Here is an 18,787-nt window from a genome sequence, read left to right as displayed (position 1 = left end):
AGAAAACGCTGCGTGTCAGGAAGTGGAGGAGCGGTAGTCCGAAATACGCGCCTCGACAAGGTCGGCCAGCAGTCTGGCACTGTGAGGATGGGCAAAAGCGCGCGCTGCCTTGGCTGCGGCAGCCAGACGTTCGGGATCGTTCAGCAATGAGCCCAGAAAAGCTGAGAGTGTCTCGGGCGTCAGACTGTTCTGCCTGAACATCCAGGCGCCACCCTCATCAACAAGCTGGGTCGCATTGGCGCCCTGTTCGTCAGAAGCGGCAATCGGCAGCGGCACGAGTATGGACGGGCGACCGGCAATGGTGAGTTCGGCGACAGACGACCCACCGGCACGTCCGATGACCAGATGCGCTTTTTTCAGAAGGCTTGCGACGTCGGAAAAGAAAGGGGCCAGTTCGCAATCAACCCCGGCTTTTGCATAGGCAGCGCGCACATCGGCGAGATCTTTTTCGTGTACCTGCTGTGTGACATGCAGACGCGCGCGAAATCCCGCGGGCAGCTGGGCAAGAGCCGCAGGAATGATCGTCGAGAAAATCTTGGCGCCCAGCGAGCCGCCCCAGACCAGAAGATGGATGGCATCACCGGGAGGCGTATATTCTTCCTCGAGCAGGGCTTCGATTTCAGGACGTACCGGCATGCCGGTCAGCGCGGCGCGTAACCCGAGCGGCAGTCGTGCGACGGTGGGATAGGAGGTGGCGATGGCCGTGGCAAAGCGCGCCAGCAGTGCATTGGCCTGTCCCAGAACGGCATTGCCTTCATGCAGGATAACAATCGGGCGGCGCGACCCTGCCATGAAACGGCTGCCCAGAATGGGCGGTACGGATGGGTAGCCGCCAAAACCGATGACCGCAATCGGGTTGATCTGGCGATGCAGCCTGCGCGCGGCCCATGCGCCCTGCAGCAGGGAGGCAACGCCGCGCAGCTTGGCAGAGATACCCTTGCCTGCAACGCCGGTGCCATCGAGCACATATTGCGGACGATCCCTGAAAACACCGGTCAGGCGCTTGCCCGCACGTTTATCGGTCATCAGCACAAGCTCATGACCGCGCGCAGCGAGTTCTGTAGCGAGCGCTTCTGCCGGAAAGAAATGGCCGCCCGTGCCTCCTGCGGCAATCACGATTGGACGGTTCATGATGTCGGTCCTTCCCGAAGCGAGGTCCAGTGGCCCTGGCTGGCATAATGCGAGCTGATCGGGCTGGCAGAGACCTGATGACGCGTCAGGGCCAGCACCATGCCCAGAGTCAGGGCGATAGAAAGAGCGGATGAGCCGCCATAGGAGATGAGCGGCAGCGTCATGCCCTTGGTCGGAATCAGATGCAAGGTCGAGCCCATATTGATGAAGGCCTGCAGGCCAAAACCCGCCACCAGACCCGAGGCTGCGGTGATAACGAATGGATCGCTCTCACGCATCAGCTTGAGCAGTGTGCGCACCACGATCACGGCAAAAACGAGAATGATGAAGAGGCAGATGAACAGCCCGTATTCCTCGCCTGCCACGGCAAAAACGAAATCGGCATGGGCGTCTGGCAGAAGATCCTTCACCCGGCCTTCACCGGGTCCACGGCCCATCATGCCGCCATTGCCAAAAGCGCGCAGAGCCGTGTCGATCTGATAGTGATCGCCGACATTGGGATGCAAAAACCGCTCCACGCGCGAGCGCACGTGGGGGAAGGCCACATAGGCGCCTGCGAAGGCCGCGATCATGGCGCCCACACCGGCACCCACGAAAATGATCGGCAGGCCATTCACGAAAAGCTGGATGAAGAACACCATGGTGATGACCGACAACATGCCGATATCCGGCTGCGATTTAAGCAGCAGCAGAATCAGCCCGAAACAGCCAAAAGCGATCAACATGCCCGGAAAGCGGATCGAGCCCATGATCGTCCGTCGGCGTTGCTCTGCCAGCAGCCATCCCGTAACGACAGCGAAGAACGGCTTCAGGAACTCGGAGGGCTGAACCGACATCATGGGCAGCGCGATCCAGCGACGCGCGCCCTTGATCTCGACACCATGCACCAGCGTCATGAAGGTGGCCGCAAGGGCGATCACCCCGCCAATCAAGGCGAGACGCCTGATCGCCGAACGGGAGAGCGATGACACGACCAGCACGACGGCGCCTGCAAGCAGAAGGAAGATAACCTGTTTGAGAATGAACATCTCGCGTGAGGCGCCGATACGCACGGCCACGGCAGGGCTGGCGGCGAGCATGAGGATATAACCGAAGGCGATCAGGATTCCGACACAGCAGAGTGTGACGCGATCGATATTGCGCCACCACCGTCCAATTCTGGACGTATCGACACGTGAGAGCCCTGCCATATTCCCCTAATCCCTCTGGCCCTACGGATCAGGGCGTTTCTGAATCGTGTAGACGAGTCAGGATATCCACAAAATGCGCTCCACGCGCCTCAAAACTTGCAAACTGGTCAAAGCTTGCACAGGCAGGAGACAGCAGAACAACCGGCACATCGAGGGCTCTTGCGGCGGCAAGGGCTGCCTCGGTCGCCACATCGAGTGTGCCGCAGTTTTCGACGGCAACATGATGGTCCTGCAGGGTCTTTTGCAGCATAGGCGCGTCACGCCCGATCAGAAATGCCTTGGCAATACGTCCGAAAAGCGGCGCCAGAGCGTCGATCCCGCCCGATTTGGCGGTGCCCCCGGCAATCCAGATCACCTTGTCATAGCATAGCAGCGCCTTTTCGGCGGCTTCGGCATTGGTTGCCTTGCTGTCATTGATGAAACGTATGCCGTCAATCACGCCAGCCAGGGCCTGACGATGGGGCAGGCCCGGATAGGTCCTGAGGCCTTCGGCGATTTCATGCTCATCCAGACCGAGATGCCGCGCCATGGCGCTGGCTGCGAGAGCGTTCTGCAGATTATGCGCACCCGGCAAAGTCGGGGCCTGCTGCATCGGCGTTGCGATAGCCGCTACGGAAGGCGCGTCATCGACCGAGAGCCTGGAAATCGTAAGGCCCGTGCTTGCACAATCCTGCGCTATTTCGCGGCAATAGGCGTCGTCTATGCTGATCACAGCGAGATCCGAAGCCGTCATATTGTCGAAGACGTGATGCTTGGCAGCGGCGTAGCCTGCCATGTCGCCATGTCGGTCGAGATGATCCGGAGTCAGATTGAGCAGGCAAGCCGTGTCCGCATGAAAATCATGCAGACGTTCGAGCATGTAGGATGACATCTCGATCACATACACGCCGTTATCGGGCAGGAGCGGCAGGGCGAGCGAGGCCGTGCCGAGATTACCACCTGCAGCTACCGGATAACCGGCCTTTTCCAGCATATGCGCGAGCAGCGCGGTGGTGGTTGACTTGCCATTGGTGCCGGTAATGGCGGCAAAACGCGCCTTCGATCCTGCACGGCGTACGGCCTGGAACAGGATCTCCGCATCCGACAGGATGGGCACATGGGCTTCCCGTGCCTTGACGGCTGCCGGGTGCGGTGCTGGCAGAAGATGCGGGATGCCTGGTGACAGAATGAGCGCGTCAAAACCCGCAAGCGTCTCGATCGGAGCTGCCGTAAAGCGTTTCTGGGTTGGATCGGCTTCAGGCGGGTTTTTGTCATCCCAGGCCTGCACTTCTGCGCCCATGGCAAGAAGCGCTTTGACCACAGCGCTGCCATTGCGGCCCAGTCCGGCCACGGCGAAACGCGACCCGGCAAAGAGATCGGAGGGGAAGGCGCGCTCCGTCATGTCAGCGCAGCTTCAGCGTGGCGAGCCCGGCAAGGCCGAGCAGGATCGACACGATCCAGAACCGGATGACGATCTTGGGTTCCTGCCAGCCCTTTTTCTCGAAATGATGGTGCAGGGGGGCCATCAAGAAGACGCGTCGCTTAGTGCGCTTGTACCAAAAGACCTGGATCACGACTGACAGCGTTTCGACGACAAAAAGCCCGCCCACGATGCACAGCACCAGCTCATGCTTGACCGCAACGGCCACGGCGCCCAAGGCGCCGCCAAGCGAGAGCGAGCCTGTATCGCCCATGAAGACATCGGCAGGCGTTGCATTGAACCAGAGAAACCCGAGCCCGGCGCCGATCAAGGCGGCGCAGAAAACCGCCAGTTCGCCCGTGCCCGGCACCAGATGCAGTTGCAGGTAATCAGCAAAGACGCGATTGCCCACGAGATAGGCAATCAGGGCAAAAACCAGAGCGGCAATTACCACAGGCACGATGGCGAGACCGTCGAGACCATCAGTGAAATTCACGGCATTGCCAAAGCCGGTCATGGTGAGCATGGCAAACAGCGGAAAGGCAAAGCCCAGCGGCAGCAGGAAATCCTTTACGAAGGGAAAGGCCACCATGTTGCGCAGTTCGGGCGGCATCAGGCTTTCCATCCAGTATCCGGCGATCAGTGAGGCAGCGAATTCGCTGCCCAGACGGGCGCGTTTAGAGACGCCCGCCGTGTTGCGTCTGGAGAGCTTGAGATAGTCATCCGCAAAACCGACAGCCCCAAAAGCGGCGGTCACAAACATGACAGCCCAGACAAAACCGTTGGTCAGATCGGCCCAGAGCAGGGTGGAGACGAAAAGCGCAATCAGGATCAGCATCCCGCCCATGGTGGGCGTCCCGGCTTTTTCGAGAATATGCCGCTCGGGGCCGAGCGTGCGTATGGGCTGGCCCCCGCGCTGGATACGCTTGAGCTGGGCGATGAACGGTCGACCGAAAACCAGGGAAATGACGAAGGCCGTCAGACAGGCCCCGCCAGAGCGGAAGGTCAGATAATGGAAGAGATTGAAAAAGCCGCCATGGGTCGTGTCGTGAACGGCGATGAGATTATACAGCATCAGGCTTTTGCGCCCCCAGCAAGAAGAGGGGCGACAATGTCGCGCATGCGACTGCCAAGACTGCCTTTTACGAGAACCACGTCACCGGCTTTCAGATGAGATTGGACGATTGGGGCGAGAGATGCCGCGTCTGTCTGCCAGACGCCACGCTTTTCTTCTGCAAGAGCGTCAAAAACATGGCGCATATGCGGGCAGCAGCAAAACACCAGGTCGGCATGAGCCATCAGGTCCGGCACCAGCGAGAGATGCTCGCTATCGGCAAACTCACCGAGTTCGCGGATATCGCCCAGAACCGCGATTCGACGCGTAGCCGGTACGAGAGCAAGCGTTTGCAGTGCTGCGCGTATCGAGAGCACCGACGCATTATAGCTCTCATCCAGCAGTGAGGCGGTGCCATTCAGGATGGGCTGTATCTCGCCCCGACCGGCCCCCGGGCGCCAGGCGGCGAGGGCCGCAATGGCTTGGTTGATCGGCAGGTCGAAAGCGCGCAGGGTTGCGAGTGCCAGGGCGGCGTTACGCGCCAGATGCGCACCCGGCGCGGTCAGCGTGACACGCTGCCCGTCAAAGCTGAAACATGATCCATCTGCCGAGATGGCAAGATCGGTCAGCCTGTAATCGGCGCGGTCGGAAAGCCCGACGCGAGAGAGGCGCGCACCGGAATGCGCCGCAGCGCGCTCGAAAATGCTGTCGACACCGGTATCATCCGGCACCACAGCCACACCGCCTTTTGGCAGGGCGGCAATCAGATCGGATTTTTCCTCGGCAATGGCTTCGATACTGCCCATATAGCCGAGATGCGCGCTGCCGATGGTCGTGACGACCGCGATATCGGGCCGCACCATGGCGGCGAGCGGTGCAATCTCGCCACGATGATTCATGCCGATTTCCGCCACGCAATAGGCCGTCTCACGCGGCATTCTCGCCAGTGTCAGCGGTACGCCCCAATGGTTGTTGTAGGACGCAATGGCGGCATGGGTGGGGCCGAGCGACGAAAAGGCGCAATGCAGCATGTTCTTGGTGGTGGTCTTGCCAACCGACCCTGTCACCCCGACCATTTTTCCCGTAAACCGGGCGCGTGCGGCGTGGCCCAGAGCCTGCAACCCGGTCAGGGTGTTGGCCACATGCAGCAGGCGTGGATCGTTGCCGGCTTCGGCATCATGAACCATGACGCAGGCGGCGCCCTTGTCGAGGGCGGTTGCGATATGGGCATGGCCATCGCTGTTTTCGCCGACAAGTGCGATAAAGAGATCGCCTGGCTCGAGGCTGCGCGTATCGATTGAAATGCCGCTCACCACAAGCTCGGCGTCAAGGATTCCTCCTGTTGCCTCACGCAGCTCGGCGCTGGTCCAGAGCGCGCTCATGCCGGTACTCCCGCCAGTTCGCGGATAACGGCGCGATCGTCAAACGGGGTGGTGATACCTGCAATTGTCTGGCCGCTTTCGTGGCCCTTGCCAGCCACAACCACGACATCGCCTGCGCGTGCCTCAGCAAGAGCGGCGGCGATGGCGGCGCGACGATCGCCGATTTCGAGCGCATCGGGACAGGCGGCGCAAATGGCGGCACGTATTGTTGTCGGATCTTCACTGCGTGGATTGTCATCGGTCACAATGGCATTATCGGCCAGTCTGGCGGCAATCTGCCCCATGAGCGGACGCTTGCCGCGATCGCGGTCACCGCCTGCGCCAAAGACGACAATCAGGCGGTTCTGTGCATGAGGGCGCAGGCTATGCAGCAGATGTTCGAGGGCATCGGGAGTATGGGCGTAGTCGACATAGACGCCAGCCCCGTTATCGAGTGTCACGGCTAGTTCGGCACGGCCGCGCACACCGCTCAGACGGGGAATGAGGTCGAGAACAGCGCGGGCCTCGGCATCGTCTTCCCAGGCAAGGGCGGCGGCCAGCAACACGTTATCGACCTGAAAACGCCCGGTCAGGCCAAGCTCGTAATCAGGCAGGGTTTCGCCGAAGAGGGAGAGAGAGACGATCTGGCCATGGGGCAGGGGCGTTGCTCGCAGAAGTCTGATGGTTTCGCCCTGTTCACCCACGCTGCGCAGGCGCAGTTTGCGGGCCTGCGCCACGTCTCGCAGCGCAGCAACCGTCTCGGCATCCATATCGGCGGTGAGGGCGGCAATGGCACCCTCAGGGAGCAGATCGGCAAACAGCCTTATCTTGGCGGTACGATAGGCCTCCATCGTACCATGATAGTCGAGATGGTCGCGTGTGAGATTGCTGAACCCGCCTGCGCAGAGTGAAACACCGTCGAGACGGTGCTGATCGAGCCCGTGTGAAGAAGCCTCGAGCGCCACATGATCGACCCCCGCCGCCTTGAGGCGGGCAAGGCTCTGCACCAGAGAGACGGCATCCGGTGTCGTGAGTGGCGGCGGGGCCTCGACCGGGATATCGCTGATAAGGCCCAGCGTTCCGATACTGGCCGAGGGCATGCCACCTAGAGACCAGAGCTGACGAAGAAAATCGGCTGTGCTGCTCTTGCCATTCGTCCCGGTTATGGCCGCGATGCGTCGTGGCTGCGGGCCAGCCAGAACCCGTGCGACAACAGCCAGATCATGACGCGGTGACGCGGTCTGAATACAGGGAATGGAGAGATCAGCCGGGATGCTCGCCGCTGAAGGCAGAAGCAGCGCAGCCGCGCCCTGTGCCACAGCCTGCGGAATAAAGCGGGCGCCATCCTGGGCGACACCAGGCAGGGCCGCAAATATCATGCCGGGCCTGACGGCCCGACTATCGGCGGTGATGCCGCTGATATCAGGGTCAATAGCCGCAGCCGGGGCGGTAAGACCGGCCCGATGCAAAATCTCTGAAAGGCGCATGGCTCAGCCTCTTTCGGGGGAATGGTGCGCGCTGCGCTCGGAAGCCTTGGCAGCAAGCTTTGCTGCTTTTTCTGCAGCTTTGGCGGCGGCCTTTTCTTCTTTTTCTTTCTGGGCGGCGATCCGCGGATCGCCAGGGTCGTTGCCCGGACCGAGTGCCCGCTTGCCTGGCGGAATGCCGGGTTCGAGCGGTATCGCCATGTCGGCGTCTATCTTTGCCGCATTTTTCGTGTCGGGAAACATGCCGAGCATTGGCCCGATACGGGCGATCAGCTTGCCGGTGGTCGGCGCAGCATTCCAGCCCGATGTCACAAAACCATGGGTCTTGGGTGTCGGGTGCGGTGAGTCGAGCATGACATAAACGGCATAACGCGGCGCATTCATCGGGAAGATCGAGGTGAAGGCCGAGATATTGACGTGCTTGAGATAGCGGCCATTCGGGCCGACTTTTTCAGCCGTACCCGTTTTGCCACCAACAAAATATCCCGGCACTTCGGCGCTGCGCGCGGTACCCTGCGTAACGTCCAGGCGCAGCATCTTGCGGATGAGCCGCGAGTTTTCCTCCGACACCACGCGCAACCCCTCGGGGGTCGGGGGCGGGGATGGGGCATCGCCTGTTGCATCCGCCGACGCGTCAGGCTTGAACGCTGCGGGCACAACCGGTGCCCCAGCAGGAGCCGCCCCGGCAGGCGCCGCCGGAGGCGACGTGGTGGGGCCGGGCGCGGGCAGAGTGCCATCATCGGGTTTGCTGTCGTCGCCCTGATCGCGGGCGACTAGCGTAGGCTTGATCAGGATGCCGCCATTCACGGTCGCTGCTGTGCCGCGCACGATTGCCAGCGGCGGCTCTGCCACACCGTGACCGAAGCCGACGGTCATGACAGTCGAAACACCCCAGTTCTTCGATGACGGCACGATGGGGCGGCCCGCTTCGGGCAGCTCGATCGGCACGCGGTTGAAGAACCCCATGGTGCGGAGCCATTCCTGCTGCTTCTTGGCGCCGACATCGAGCGCGATATGCGCGGCTGCCGGGTTGGATGATTTGGCCAGCACGTCTGGCAAGGCCAGCCAGGGAGCAAAATGGTCGGTCTTGATGTCTGAAATCGTGAAGCGCCCGATATGGATCGGGATGGTCGAGAAACGGTCCCAGATATGGGCCACGCCATATTCGATCGCCATCGCCGCTGTTTGCAGCTTGAAGGTCGACCCTGGCTCATACATGCCGGTCACGGCCCTGTTGAAGCGGGAATCAGCAGGCGCATGGCCGAAATCATTGGCGTCATAATCCGGCAGGCTGACCATCGAGATGATTTCGCCCGTATTCACATCCATCACGATGGCCGCAGCGCCGATCGCCTGGAACTCGTCCATGGCAGCCTGGGTCACTTCACGGGCGACGGCCTGAATGCGCACGTCGAGCGACAGGCGCAGCGGGGTGCGATCCTTGTTCAGACGCTCATTGAAGAACCGTTCGACACCAGCCACGCCGTGATCGTCGATATCCACGCCGCCGAGAATCTGTGCGGCAGTACGGCCGAGCGGATAGTGGCGGCGCTCGCTCGCCTCGAAATAGATGCCGGGGATGCCAAGGTTATTGATGGCAATTTCCTGCACCGGCGAAATATCGCGCGCGATATAGACGAACTGCTTCTTGAGCGAGAGGCGCCGCGTCGTCTCGGCCTCGTCGAGCTGAGGCAGAACACTCTTGAGCTTCTTCGCCGCATCGGGCGCGTCGATAAGCTCCATCGGATTGGCGTAGACCTGTGCCACAGGGAGCGACAAGGCCAGCGTCTGGCCATTGCGATCGACAATGCTGGCGCGATGCACATCAGGCAGGGCAAAATCGCCCGCAATCTGCCCTTTGGGGTCGCTCTTGGGAATTTCAGGAACCTGGGAGGCAATCTGACGCTTCTCGGGAGCCATGGGCATGAAAACGGTTGCGAGGCTCAGCTTGCCCGCGACCAGACCGAACAGAAACAGAAAACCGAGGCCGACACCGATCAGCCTCGTATGCATCTGGTCAAGCGACGCCTTGACCCGCTTGGGACTCCTGCCTTCAGGGCGCGAAGGCGCGCCGTCGGGATAGCCCGACCGTTTGGGGGGAGGTGTCCTGCCAGCCATGCTCAGGCGCTTTCATATCCGCTCAGTTGGCGAGAGGCGTTGGCGGTGGCAGCGCATCACCATAGCCTGCGAGAGACGAAGACGATCCGGAATCGCTCTGCACATGATGAGGCTTGGCGGGCTGAATGGCAACGTCCACATTCTGGCGTGCTGCGTGGGCCGGTGCGGCTACGCGGGGGTTGCGCCATGTCGTGGCTGCAGTTGCCTGTGGCCGGTTGCCACGGAATGTGGCCAGCCGGACGGCCAGATCATCGCTGCTGCTCTGGGCGGTTGTGCTGCGTGTGGTGGCATGAACGACAGCGTCGTAACGATGGCTGTGATGTGCGGCCTGACCGAGTTCGTCAGACACGACATGGGGGTGACTGCTCTGCTGGGCCAGCTCGATGGTCGGGCGCGGCGCCGGGGGCATCAGGCGTGTCGAATGGGGCGTTGCGGCCGTGCGTGCGACAGGTGCCACGCGGGGCGTGGCCGAAGCGAGCGCTACCCGCGGCGCTGACGCGACAGGAGCATCCGCAGCCGGGATGACCGCGCCCGGATTGCCCACAGGGGCAGGGCGATGATGCGGCATCTCGGCACTGGCGATGAGCGCAGACGTGTTGTCACGCGGCGCAGGCGCGACCGAAGCCTTGGGTTCGGGCGCTCTCTGCTCAGGCGCCCTGGGCGCTGCAACGGTAGCGGGTGCCGCTGCCGGGGCATTGGACACGGCAACACTCAGGCTCTCGCGCGGATCGCGGAAGGCAGGCTTGGTGCTGGGCGCGGGCAGGGAGTCGATCATGCTGGCCAGGCGCACATACTGCGTCGGGGCCATGGGATGCAGCTGGCCAAGGAAACGTGTCGAGAGGGCGCTCAGTCGATCCGGCTGGTTCAGCAGGGCCCACTGCGTGCGCAGCATTGCCGTCTGCTGACGCACACGCTCCGTTTTCTGCACGACCGTCGTGATATGCTGATCCAGAACGGTCGTCTCATGCTTCTTAGTATAGAGAAACATGCCCGAACCGCCGGCAAGGAATGCGCAGAAAATCGTAAATGGCCGGATCATGAATGAGACCCCCTAACAGAGGCTGAAGGTACGGTGCGGAGCAGGCTGCGCAGCTTGGCGCTGCGGGAACGCGGATTGCGGCGGATCTCGTCTTCTGAGGCGAGAACCGGACGCGTATGGGGCAGAATGAAATCGGGTTTCACGAAACGCTCTGCCATGGGTTCATGGCGAGAGGGACGGCTGACACGACCAGCCGCCTGTGCGAGGGCGCGCTTGACCAGACGATCTTCGAGCGAGTGGAAAGTCACCACAACCAGCTTCCCGCCATCGGCTAGAAGGCCTGGGGCCGTGTCCAGCGCGCGCTGCAATTCGCCGAGCTCGTCATTCACGGCAATGCGAAGCGCCTGAAACGTGCGTGTGGCAGGATGAATGCCCGATTTGTCAGGGCGCACGACGCTACGCACGATATCCGCGAGGCGCGCCGTCGTATGGATGGGCTCTTCGACACGTGCGCGGATGATGGCGGCGGCAATACGGCGTGACATCCGGTCTTCACCGTAGTGATAGATGATATCGGCCAGTTCGTCGGCATCGGCCTTGTTGACCAGATCGGCTGCCGAGCGCCCCGCCTGCGACATGCGCATATCGAGCGGCCCGTCATGGCGGAACGAGAAACCACGCTCTGCTTCGTCGATCTGATAGGACGACACGCCGATATCGAGCACAATGCCATCGAAGGGGGCTTCGTCAGCCAGCAGATCGGCCATGGCACCGAACGTGCCTGGCACGGCGACGAGCTTGTGCGATGGCGCGCTGGTGGCCAGCTCGGCCGCAAGGGCTTCGGCACGGGCAATTGCCGTCGGGTCGCGGTCAATGCCCCAAACAGTGCAGGCAGCGCGGGACAGAATGCCGCGGGTATAACCACCGCCGCCGAATGTGCCATCGACATAGCGGCCTCCCTCATGCGGAGCCATGGCGTCGAGCACTTCGGGCAGCATCACAGGCACATGGCCGGGGTCGTGCTGGGTCAGCAGGGCGAGGGGGGCGATCGCGTTCATGATGCCAGCTCGCTGGTATTTGTCGTGGGGCGGCTAGTCATGCGCCTTGCGCGGGTGCGGGCTTCCTCGCGACGCCTTGCGCCAGCTTCGGGCTCCCAGATCTGGAAGACACGACCGAGACCCATGAAGGAAATCTCATCGACAAGATTGGCATGACGCTTGAGCACATCCGGCAGGATGATGCGCCCTTCCTTGTCTGCATCGATCGGATAGGCATCGGCATAGAGGCTGGCAGCGAGATCGTCGTGATCGTCCGAGAAGATATCCAGCGACTCAACCGGCCCGGCAAGGGTGGCGAAAGCGGCGCTAGGCCAGGCTTCGATGCAGGGGTGAAGATGCGAGGGGCGCAGAATGACAAGGCTTTCCTCAGGCTGGGCCTGAGCACGAAGAGCGGCGCGAAAGGATGCCGGAATGGACACGCGGCCCTTGGCGTCAAAACGGTTCTGATGCGTGCCAAGAAACACACTCACGCCGTTCGATGCCTCCTCGCCGTTCAAGAGTGACTGCCAATGACTTTTCTCGTTCGGAGCAGGACATGGCCGCTTGCTGCATGTCTCTGGGGCCGTCCGGGATAGTTTTGGGATATCATGGGATTTTATGGGACGTCAAACAATTCGCATCGAGAAATGGCGGAATTCCTCGATTTTTCCGAGGTCCCCAAATAATATGTTCTTATAATGTTCTCATTTTTGATGCGTGGTCGCAATCATGACTGCGCCGTGACGAATTTTATTTTGTTCTTATTCATAAAGAACAAAAGGTGATTAAGGCGCGATTATGTCGGGGAAGGGCGTTTTTTGCTGATATTTCCGTAAAAATCGCGAAATCTTGGGTCTGGATTGCACGATGTTGTGGCGGCGAGATGGCAATGATCAGCCCCTCGGGGGCGCTCGAAAATCGACGCATCAGGCCGTCGGATTTTTGCGAAGAATAATGTCAGACGGTCTGTAAGCCGGGTTCTGTCCGCCAATGGCGAGGCGATCATTCCTCTGGGACCGGTCTTGCAACCGGCCTCACGCAACCAACCCGAATGACAAGGCGGGAGAGCCTCTGATCCCATCTCGTGAGAGACGGATCCGCCATTCCTATTCGGTCTTGCTCCCGATGGGGTTTGCCCTGCCTCCCGCGTTACCGAAGGAGCGGTGCGCTCTTACCGCACCGTTTCACCCTTGCCTGCAGCCCGAGAGCCGGGCAGGCGGTTTGTTTTCTGTGGCACTTTCCCTAGGGTCGCCCCCGCCGGCCGTTAGCCGGCATCGTTCTCCCGTGGAGCCCGGACTTTCCTCCATCACGCCGGTTCGCACCGACGCAGCAGCGATCGCCCGACCGTCTGACGGGCGCAACCTGACCGATGCCTGATGCGGGGTCAAGCGGCTGGCACGGAATTTATGTCATGCTGGTGGCTCTGGGGCTTTCAATGGTCTGCGAAGAAGGCTGTCTGGCGGGGCGTATTGCGGCCGACTGCTTTCCGTGGGCCTTTCCTGTCGTCTGTCGTCTGTCGTCTGTCGTCTGTCGTCTGTCGTCTGTCGTCTGTCGTAAGCCGGAAAAGAAGTGGGGCGCGGCGAGGTGGCCTCTTTCAACCAGTTGTTGATCTTGTCTGCGCTTGCATTTGAATTGGAATTATTATTCCAAATATTTTCTTAATATCTCCAGATATTCGCCAGCTCGTTAAAATGAGAGTCGGTGCCCAGAGATATTGAGGGGAATATTCCCATTAGTGCTCTGTGGAAGATTCTCCACAGGGGTCGTTCCGACAGGGAGGCGAGCGGTACGACGAAGATTTTGAGACCGGCGCGCCCAGGCAAGGTCCCGAAATGCACCAGGTGGAGCTGCACCAGAGAGAAAGGCAGAGTGAGGCCTTCGATTTCAGAGACTTACCTCCTCGATCGGGAAGGGCGCCTTGCTTTTACCCGGGCGTATATTTCTCTGGCCAAGTTCCTGCAGGCGGCCCTAGCTTCGGCACATGACAGATTTGCCCGTTTCGCGTCCCGGATGGCTCTATCGCCTTTTTCTGCACTGGCTCAAAAAAGCGGCCAAAGGTCGTGACAAATTGCCGCTTCCTGCCAGTCTGACGCCTGAATCTCTGGCGGCCCTGCGTCGCATGACGGGCATGCCGAGTTTTCCGCAGGCGCTGTCATCGTTGCAGATCAGGGAATGGCGTGAGATCGGCGTACCCTGTGGCAAAGAGACGCGTCTTGCCCGGCTCTATCGCCCGAGAGGCGAGGTCACCGGGCTTGTGCTTTTCATGCATGGCGGCGGCTTTGTGCATTGCGATCTGGTCTCGCATCACGGGATCTGTTGCCGTCTGGCGCGTCATTCCGGGGCGATGGTGCTGTCGCTCGATTATCGCCTTGCACCAGAGGCGCCGTTTCCGGCGGCGGTCGATGACGGGTGGGGGGCGCTGCTCTGGCTGCATGAGCAGGCCGAGGCCCTGGGCCTGCCTGTTGCGGTTTGCGGCGACAGTGCGGGGGGGAATCTTGCGGCCGTGCTGGCGCGTCGGGCCAGGGAGCACAAGCTGGGGCGCATGGCAGCGCAGCTGCTTTACTACCCGACCGTCAGCGGGCTGCTCTCGCCGCCAAGTCGCGAGATTTACGGGCAGGGCTATATGCTGACGGCACGCCTGCTGGAATGGTACGGTCGGCAATATAGTCGATCCGATCACGATATGCTCAACCCGGATCTGGCGCCGGTCTTCGCTGATGATTTCGCCGGTCTTGCCCCGGCGATGATTGTCACGGCGGGCTTTGACCCATTGCGGGGCGAGGCCGAGCTTTATACGCGCCTGCTGAGAGACGCTGGTGTGAGCGTGCGTCTGATCTGCTTCCCACACGCGATTCATGGTTTTCTGAATTTCTACGCGGCGCTGGTCGATGGCAGAAGGGCACTGCGTCTGGGCGGACGCTTCCTGCGCCAGCGTTTTGATGATGGCAGTCGAGAGCGTCGGGTCTCGACATGAAAAATCCGGGCTGCGAGCCCGGATTTCCCTGATTATTGCTGAGCCATTGCGTGGAAGCGGCCGGGCGAGCCCTGATCAGTGGCGAGAAGGCGATCGGCCCTGTTCACCTTGATGGTAAACAGACGATCAAAGGTACCCGCCTTGCCGGGGCAGCCATCATTGCTGCGCTGCATGAAATCGACGCGCGTTGCCTCTGGCGGGTCATTGCCGTTGATGATCGGCACGAGGCATTTCGCGGGTACGGTGGTCATGCCGTTATGCGTGACCATGACGCGCAGATGCTCGACGAGCTTCGTATTATCGAACCAGGCGAGACGATCAAACTGGATCTTGTCTGCTGCCTGATCGAGCCAGCCCATTTTCATGACGACAATGGCCAGAAGTGAGACGGGCACAAGCACGACCAGACGGCGCAGGAGATGCTGCTTGAGCGTGCGTGGCTTGCGACGCCCCGAGCCGAGCTTGGGGGCGTCGGTTCGGGAGGTGTTTTTTGGATCTGAGGCCAAGGGAGCGCCTTATTCCACGTCTTCGTGCCAGACCTGCCCGTCGCGGGCGAGCATCTGACGGGCTTCTTCAGGGCCCCAGCTTCCGGCGGCATAATGAGCCATCGGAACTTCATTCTTCGCCCAGGCTTCCATGACCGGCGCAACCCATTTCCATGCCGCCTCGACTTCGTCGCGACGGATGAACAGGACAGGGTAACCGCGCACGGCGTCGAGCAGCAGGCGCTCATAGGCATCGGGGTAACGCACGGAGAAGGCGCGCTCGAAATGCACGTCGAGATTGGTTTCCCACAGGCCGAAATCATCATCCAGCGGGTTCTTGACGTTGAACTGCCACGACACGCCCTCATCCGGCTGGATGCGGATAACGAGCACGTTCTTTTCCGGCTGGGACGGGAAGAGCTTCGTGGCCGAGGGCTTGAAGGTAACGACGATCTCGCTGACCTTGGCCTTCAGACGCTTTGCCGAGCGGATGTAGAACGGCACGTTCTTCCAGCGCGGGGTGTCGATTTCGGCACGCAGGGCGACATAGGTCTCGGTGTTGCTCTCATGGCCGAGCTCTTCGAGATAGCCCTCAACCGTGGCGCCCTTGCTGTGGCCCTTGGTATATTGCGCACGCACCGTGCTGGTGGGCAGGGTCTTTGCATCGAGAGGCACGAGCGATTTCAGCACCGACACCTTGGCGTCACGCACGTCATCGGCCTCGAGCGACGCAGGCTTTTCCATCGCGACGAGGCAGAGCACCTGCAGCAAATGGTTCTGCACCATGTCACGCAGCGCGCCCGAATTGTCGTAATAGGCCGCGCGCCCTTCGACACCGACAAGCTCGCCAGCGGTGATTTGCACGGATTCGATATGCTCACCCGACCAGACCGCTTCGAAAAGCGGATTGGCAAAGCGCAGCGCGATCACGTTCTGGACGGTTTCCTTGCCCAGATAGTGGTCGATGCGGAAAACATTGCTTTCCTTGAAATACTGACCGACGCCTTCGTTGATCTCTTCGGCAGTCTTCAGATCGATGCCGATCGGCTTTTCCAGCACAACGCGGCTGTCATCGGTGACGAGGCCTTCGTTATGCAAATTTTTCGAGATGGCGCCGTACAGATCGGGAGCGGTGGCGTAATAGAACACGCGCACATGCTCTTCTGCCTTGTGGCTCAGAACCTCGCGCAGGCCTTCCCAGTTGCTGTCCGGCTTGGAGCCGTCGAGGCTCACATAGTGGATCATGTCCAGAAAGCGATCGACCGTGTCTTCGTCGAAATCGTCAGCCTTCACAAAGCGCTTCAGCGCGTCGCGGGCACGGGTCTGATACTCGTTGCGCTTGAGCGGTGAGCGCGCCGTACCAATGATACGGGCCGTATCCGGCACTTGTCCCATGGTCAGACGATAATAGAGGGCGGGCAGCAATTTGCGCATGGTCAAATCGCCGGTGGCGCCAAAAATGACGTAATCGAAAGGGGCGACCTGGTGGCAATGGGTCATCGGCCTGGCTCTCCGGTTCTCGATGGGGCAGTGCGGTCTTATGACATGCGCGCCCGGATGGGGTAAAGGTGGCAAAGAGAACGCGCCCCAAAGCTGGGCGTTCGGGCGCAATATGCGTTGACCCGCCCCGGCGAGCCGCGATAAGCCGCCTCTCTTCGCAAGCGTCAGCCCGGGCGCTTGTGGCTCTCTGGCCCCTTAAGGGCCGCATGCAACCCCCGCTTTCGAGGTCACCATGTCTGACATGCCTTTTGATATTGACGAAGCCGCCGCCAGCCGTGCGCGTCAGGCTGCTGATCCTGACTCGAATGTCGGTGGTATTGCCGTCGATCGTCTGCGGAGCGTCATCGAGCGCGTTGAGCGTCTCGAAGAAGAGCGCAAGGCGCTTGCAGGCGATATCAAGGACATCTTCAGCGAAGCCAAATCGGCCGGTTTCGATGTCGCCACCATCAAGAACATCATCAAGCTGCGCAAGAAAGAGCCCAACGAGATCGAAGAGCAGGAGACGCTTCTCGACATCTATCGCCGCGCACTCGGCATGTAAGGGCCATGGCCGCGCCTCTTTGCATTCAGGCAACAGGGCGCGGTTTCTGTGAAGATTTGAAGACAGCGCACCTCTCGCGCTGACAAGCTGACCTGCCATTGATATGAACCGCGCATTCCCGGTTTCTCATTTCTGGCAGGTAACGAATGTCAGCGGCAGAATGGTGCCTAAGACAGTCCGTATGGACGTCTCTGTATGAGCGTATCCGGCGACAGAACCGCAGGCCGGATAGCGATGACCTGCTCCAGACCGCCCTCATGCATCTTTTCGAGCGCGGCGTGGAAGGTATCGATCATCCCGAAGCCTATGTGCTGCGCACTGCGCGCAATCTGGCCATCGATCGGGCCAGACGCGAGAAGCGTGTGGGTTTCTCCTCACTCGATGCGGAGGCGGGTATCGAGCCTGTCTGCCTCCAGCCTGGCCCCGAACGCGTCTTGCTTGGACGTGAGCAGCTCGAGCGCGTGCGCGTCGCCTTTGCGGCGCTCGATGCCCGGACGTCGCGCATCTTCCTGATGCACCGGCTCGATGGGCTGACCTATGGCCGCATCGCCAGGACTCTCGAACTGAGCGTCAGCACCATCGAGAAATCCATCGCCCGTGCGCTGGCCCATCTGGCCCTTGCCCTGATGCATGACGGCCTTTCGTGACCCCGCATCAGGTCGAACAGGCAGCAAGCTGGCAGGCCAGGCTGCTCTCCGAACACTGCTCCGAGCATGATCGTGCCCGGTTTGCCGATTGGCTGGGCGAGAGTGAGGCCCACCATCAGGCCTACGGGCTGGTCTCGCAGATATGGAAATCGGGCAGCTTTGCCGAGCAGAAACCGGCGCGGAAGATATCGCGCCGTGCAGCCTTGTCATGCGGTGCGCTTTTCGGGGCGCTGACGCTTTTTGGTCCTTCCGGCGCCGATGCGCGCGAATTCCGTACTGGCAGGCGCGAGCGGCGCCACCTCGCGCTCGACACAATGGATATCGACATGGATGCCTGCAGCGCCGTGATCTGCGGGCCATCGCGCCACCAGATGACAATTGGCAATGGGCGCTACGCGCTCGCCTTCAGAGAAGATCAGGCCGGGTTTCGCTGCTGCGGCTGGTCGGTATCGGGGGGCAGGGGGCGCTATGCACTCGAGATCAGCGACCGGGCCATGCAGCTTGCCGTTCTCGAGGGAGGACTGAGCCTGAGCGGTCATGGCCAGAGGCGTCTGGCTCTGGGCGAGGGGCAGGCGCTGAGTTTCGATCGCCTCACACAGCGCAGCGTTGTCGCCGCAGCACGGCCTGATGAGATCATGGCCTGGCGCGAAGGCCGCGCCCTGTTCCGCAATACGCCGCTCGATCAGGCCGTGGCGGAGATGGCGCGCTACAGCGACAAGCCCGTGATTATCCTTTCCCCCTCTCTGGCGCGTCTGCGTATCAGCGGTGTGTTTCATACGCAGGACCCGGCACGGTTTTTCAAGGCGCTCGCCCATCTCCTGCCATTGCGCGTCAGGTTCGGGCCGACGCAGATAGAGATTGTTAAGCTTTGATGAAACGAGATCGAA

16 protein-coding genes and 1 other RNA gene are annotated in these 18,787 nt (G+C 61.1%); 4 read left to right on the top strand and 13 right to left on the bottom strand.

The window, feature by feature from the left end; genetic code table 11:
- Positions 1 to 15: 15 nt before the first annotated feature.
- The 11 genes from murG to rnpB form a co-directional block, all read right to left on the bottom strand.
- Complete coding sequence (murG, locus tag AA105894_RS01315; protein WP_267310139.1) at positions 16 to 1,131, bottom strand: undecaprenyldiphospho-muramoylpentapeptide beta-N-acetylglucosaminyltransferase; 1,116 nt, start codon at positions 1,129 to 1,131, stop codon at positions 16 to 18.
- Complete coding sequence (locus AA105894_RS01310; protein ID WP_267310138.1) at positions 1,128 to 2,321, bottom strand: FtsW/RodA/SpoVE family cell cycle protein; 1,194 nt, start codon at positions 2,319 to 2,321, stop codon at positions 1,128 to 1,130. Before AA105894_RS01310 ends, murG begins: the two co-directional genes overlap by 4 nt.
- Positions 2,322 to 2,349: 28 nt before the next feature.
- Entirely contained in the window at positions 2,350 to 3,702 is a 1,353-nt protein-coding gene (murD, locus tag AA105894_RS01305; RefSeq protein ID WP_267310137.1) for a UDP-N-acetylmuramoyl-L-alanine--D-glutamate ligase, read from the bottom strand.
- 1 nt (position 3,703) lies between these two features.
- The gene (gene mraY / locus AA105894_RS01300) at positions 3,704 to 4,795 is read right to left on the bottom strand and encodes a phospho-N-acetylmuramoyl-pentapeptide-transferase (protein WP_267310136.1); all 1,092 of its coding nucleotides are present in this window, start codon (positions 4,793 to 4,795) and stop codon (positions 3,704 to 3,706) included.
- Positions 4,795 to 6,156 (bottom strand): UDP-N-acetylmuramoyl-tripeptide--D-alanyl-D-alanine ligase, encoded by a 1,362-nt coding sequence (locus tag AA105894_RS01295; protein ID WP_267310135.1) that lies wholly within the window; start codon positions 6,154 to 6,156, stop codon positions 4,795 to 4,797. Before AA105894_RS01295 ends, mraY begins: the two co-directional genes overlap by 1 nt.
- Positions 6,153 to 7,622 (bottom strand): UDP-N-acetylmuramoyl-L-alanyl-D-glutamate--2,6-diaminopimelate ligase, encoded by a 1,470-nt coding sequence (locus tag AA105894_RS01290; RefSeq protein WP_267310134.1) that lies wholly within the window; start codon positions 7,620 to 7,622, stop codon positions 6,153 to 6,155. The genes AA105894_RS01295 and AA105894_RS01290 overlap by 4 nt, the downstream gene beginning before the upstream one ends.
- A 3-nt stretch (positions 7,623 to 7,625) precedes the next feature.
- Positions 7,626 to 9,632 carry a peptidoglycan D,D-transpeptidase FtsI family protein gene (locus tag AA105894_RS01285; protein ID WP_267310203.1) on the bottom strand — a complete coding sequence of 669 codons (2,007 nt, stop codon included), beginning with the start codon at positions 9,630 to 9,632 and terminating at the stop codon, positions 7,626 to 7,628.
- A 127-nt stretch (positions 9,633 to 9,759) separates the two neighbouring features.
- Positions 9,760 to 10,776, bottom strand: a complete 1,017-nt coding sequence (ftsL, locus tag AA105894_RS01280; RefSeq protein WP_267310133.1) for a cell division protein FtsL — start codon at positions 10,774 to 10,776, stop codon at positions 9,760 to 9,762.
- A complete protein-coding gene (rsmH, locus tag AA105894_RS01275; protein ID WP_267310132.1) occupies positions 10,773 to 11,774 on the bottom strand; it encodes a 16S rRNA (cytosine(1402)-N(4))-methyltransferase RsmH in 1,002 nt (333 codons plus the stop codon). Before rsmH ends, ftsL begins: the two co-directional genes overlap by 4 nt.
- Complete coding sequence (gene mraZ, locus AA105894_RS01270; RefSeq protein WP_188427024.1) at positions 11,771 to 12,244, bottom strand: division/cell wall cluster transcriptional repressor MraZ; 474 nt, start codon at positions 12,242 to 12,244, stop codon at positions 11,771 to 11,773. Before mraZ ends, rsmH begins: the two co-directional genes overlap by 4 nt.
- Before the next feature lie 462 nt (positions 12,245 to 12,706).
- An RNA gene (rnpB, locus tag AA105894_RS01265) (RNase P RNA component class A) lies at positions 12,707 to 13,105 on the bottom strand.
- A 629-nt stretch (positions 13,106 to 13,734) separates the two neighbouring features.
- Here rnpB and AA105894_RS01260 point away from each other — a divergent pair.
- On the top strand, positions 13,735 to 14,727 hold the full coding sequence (locus AA105894_RS01260) for an alpha/beta hydrolase (protein ID WP_267310131.1): 993 nt from the start codon (positions 13,735 to 13,737) through the stop codon (positions 14,725 to 14,727).
- Between the two features lie 32 nt (positions 14,728 to 14,759).
- On the opposite strand, the gene AA105894_RS01255 is transcribed toward AA105894_RS01260, so the two are convergent.
- Both AA105894_RS01255 and zwf read right to left on the bottom strand, forming a co-directional pair.
- Positions 14,760 to 15,233 carry a hypothetical protein gene (locus tag AA105894_RS01255; protein ID WP_188427022.1) on the bottom strand — a complete coding sequence of 158 codons (474 nt, stop codon included), beginning with the start codon at positions 15,231 to 15,233 and terminating at the stop codon, positions 14,760 to 14,762.
- Positions 15,234 to 15,242: 9 nt separating this feature from the next.
- Positions 15,243 to 16,712: a glucose-6-phosphate dehydrogenase gene (gene zwf / locus AA105894_RS01250; RefSeq protein ID WP_188427021.1), complete on the bottom strand. Its 1,470-nt coding sequence runs from the start codon at positions 16,710 to 16,712 to the stop codon at positions 15,243 to 15,245.
- Positions 16,713 to 16,953: 241 nt separating this feature from the next.
- Here zwf and AA105894_RS01245 point away from each other — a divergent pair, with 241 nt between their 5' ends.
- The 3 genes from AA105894_RS01245 to AA105894_RS01235 all read left to right on the top strand — a co-directional run bounded on the left by AA105894_RS01245 (position 16,954) and on the right by AA105894_RS01235 (position 18,772).
- Positions 16,954 to 17,253, top strand: coding sequence for a DUF2312 domain-containing protein (locus AA105894_RS01245; protein WP_051395789.1), 300 nt, complete (start codon positions 16,954 to 16,956; stop codon positions 17,251 to 17,253).
- 146 nt (positions 17,254 to 17,399) lie between these two features.
- A complete protein-coding gene (locus tag AA105894_RS01240) occupies positions 17,400 to 17,900 on the top strand; it encodes an RNA polymerase sigma factor (protein ID WP_267310130.1) in 501 nt (166 codons plus the stop codon).
- Positions 17,897 to 18,772 (top strand): FecR family protein, encoded by an 876-nt coding sequence (locus AA105894_RS01235; RefSeq protein WP_267310129.1) that lies wholly within the window; start codon positions 17,897 to 17,899, stop codon positions 18,770 to 18,772. Before AA105894_RS01240 ends, AA105894_RS01235 begins: the two co-directional genes overlap by 4 nt.
- Positions 18,773 to 18,787: the final 15 nt, after the last annotated feature.

This window comes from Asaia spathodeae NBRC 105894 (assembly GCF_025994195.1).
In the GTDB taxonomy this organism is placed as follows: Bacteria; Pseudomonadota; Alphaproteobacteria; order Acetobacterales; family Acetobacteraceae; genus Asaia; species Asaia siamensis.
Note: the sequence above shows the minus strand (reverse complement) of the source record. Positions and strands in the feature narration are given on the sequence as shown.

Excerpts from the sequence above, each read along its gene's own strand:
- AA105894_RS01310 (WP_267310138.1), bottom strand. The coding sequence starts at position 2,321 with ATGGCAGGGCTCTCACGTGTCGATACGTCCAGAATTGGACGGTGGTGG.
- AA105894_RS01260 (WP_267310131.1), top strand. The coding sequence starts at position 13,735 with ATGACAGATTTGCCCGTTTCGCGTCCCGGATGGCTCTATCGCCTTTTT.
- AA105894_RS01285 (WP_267310203.1), bottom strand. The coding sequence starts at position 9,632 with ATGCATACGAGGCTGATCGGTGTCGGCCTCGGTTTTCTGTTTCTGTTC.
- ftsL (WP_267310133.1), bottom strand. The coding sequence starts at position 10,776 with ATGATCCGGCCATTTACGATTTTCTGCGCATTCCTTGCCGGCGGTTCG.
- murG (WP_267310139.1), bottom strand. The coding sequence starts at position 1,131 with ATGAACCGTCCAATCGTGATTGCCGCAGGAGGCACGGGCGGCCATTTC.
- AA105894_RS01295 (WP_267310135.1), bottom strand. The coding sequence starts at position 6,156 with ATGAGCGCGCTCTGGACCAGCGCCGAGCTGCGTGAGGCAACAGGAGGA.
- rsmH (WP_267310132.1), bottom strand. The coding sequence starts at position 11,774 with ATGAACGCGATCGCCCCCCTCGCCCTGCTGACCCAGCACGACCCCGGC.
- murD (WP_267310137.1), bottom strand. The coding sequence starts at position 3,702 with ATGACGGAGCGCGCCTTCCCCTCCGATCTCTTTGCCGGGTCGCGTTTC.
- zwf (WP_188427021.1), bottom strand. The coding sequence starts at position 16,712 with ATGACCCATTGCCACCAGGTCGCCCCTTTCGATTACGTCATTTTTGGC.
- AA105894_RS01240 (WP_267310130.1), top strand. The coding sequence starts at position 17,400 with ATGTCAGCGGCAGAATGGTGCCTAAGACAGTCCGTATGGACGTCTCTG.
- AA105894_RS01290 (WP_267310134.1), bottom strand. The coding sequence starts at position 7,622 with ATGCGCCTTTCAGAGATTTTGCATCGGGCCGGTCTTACCGCCCCGGCT.
- mraY (WP_267310136.1), bottom strand. The coding sequence starts at position 4,795 with ATGCTGTATAATCTCATCGCCGTTCACGACACGACCCATGGCGGCTTT.
- AA105894_RS01245 (WP_051395789.1), top strand. The coding sequence starts at position 16,954 with ATGCCTTTTGATATTGACGAAGCCGCCGCCAGCCGTGCGCGTCAGGCT.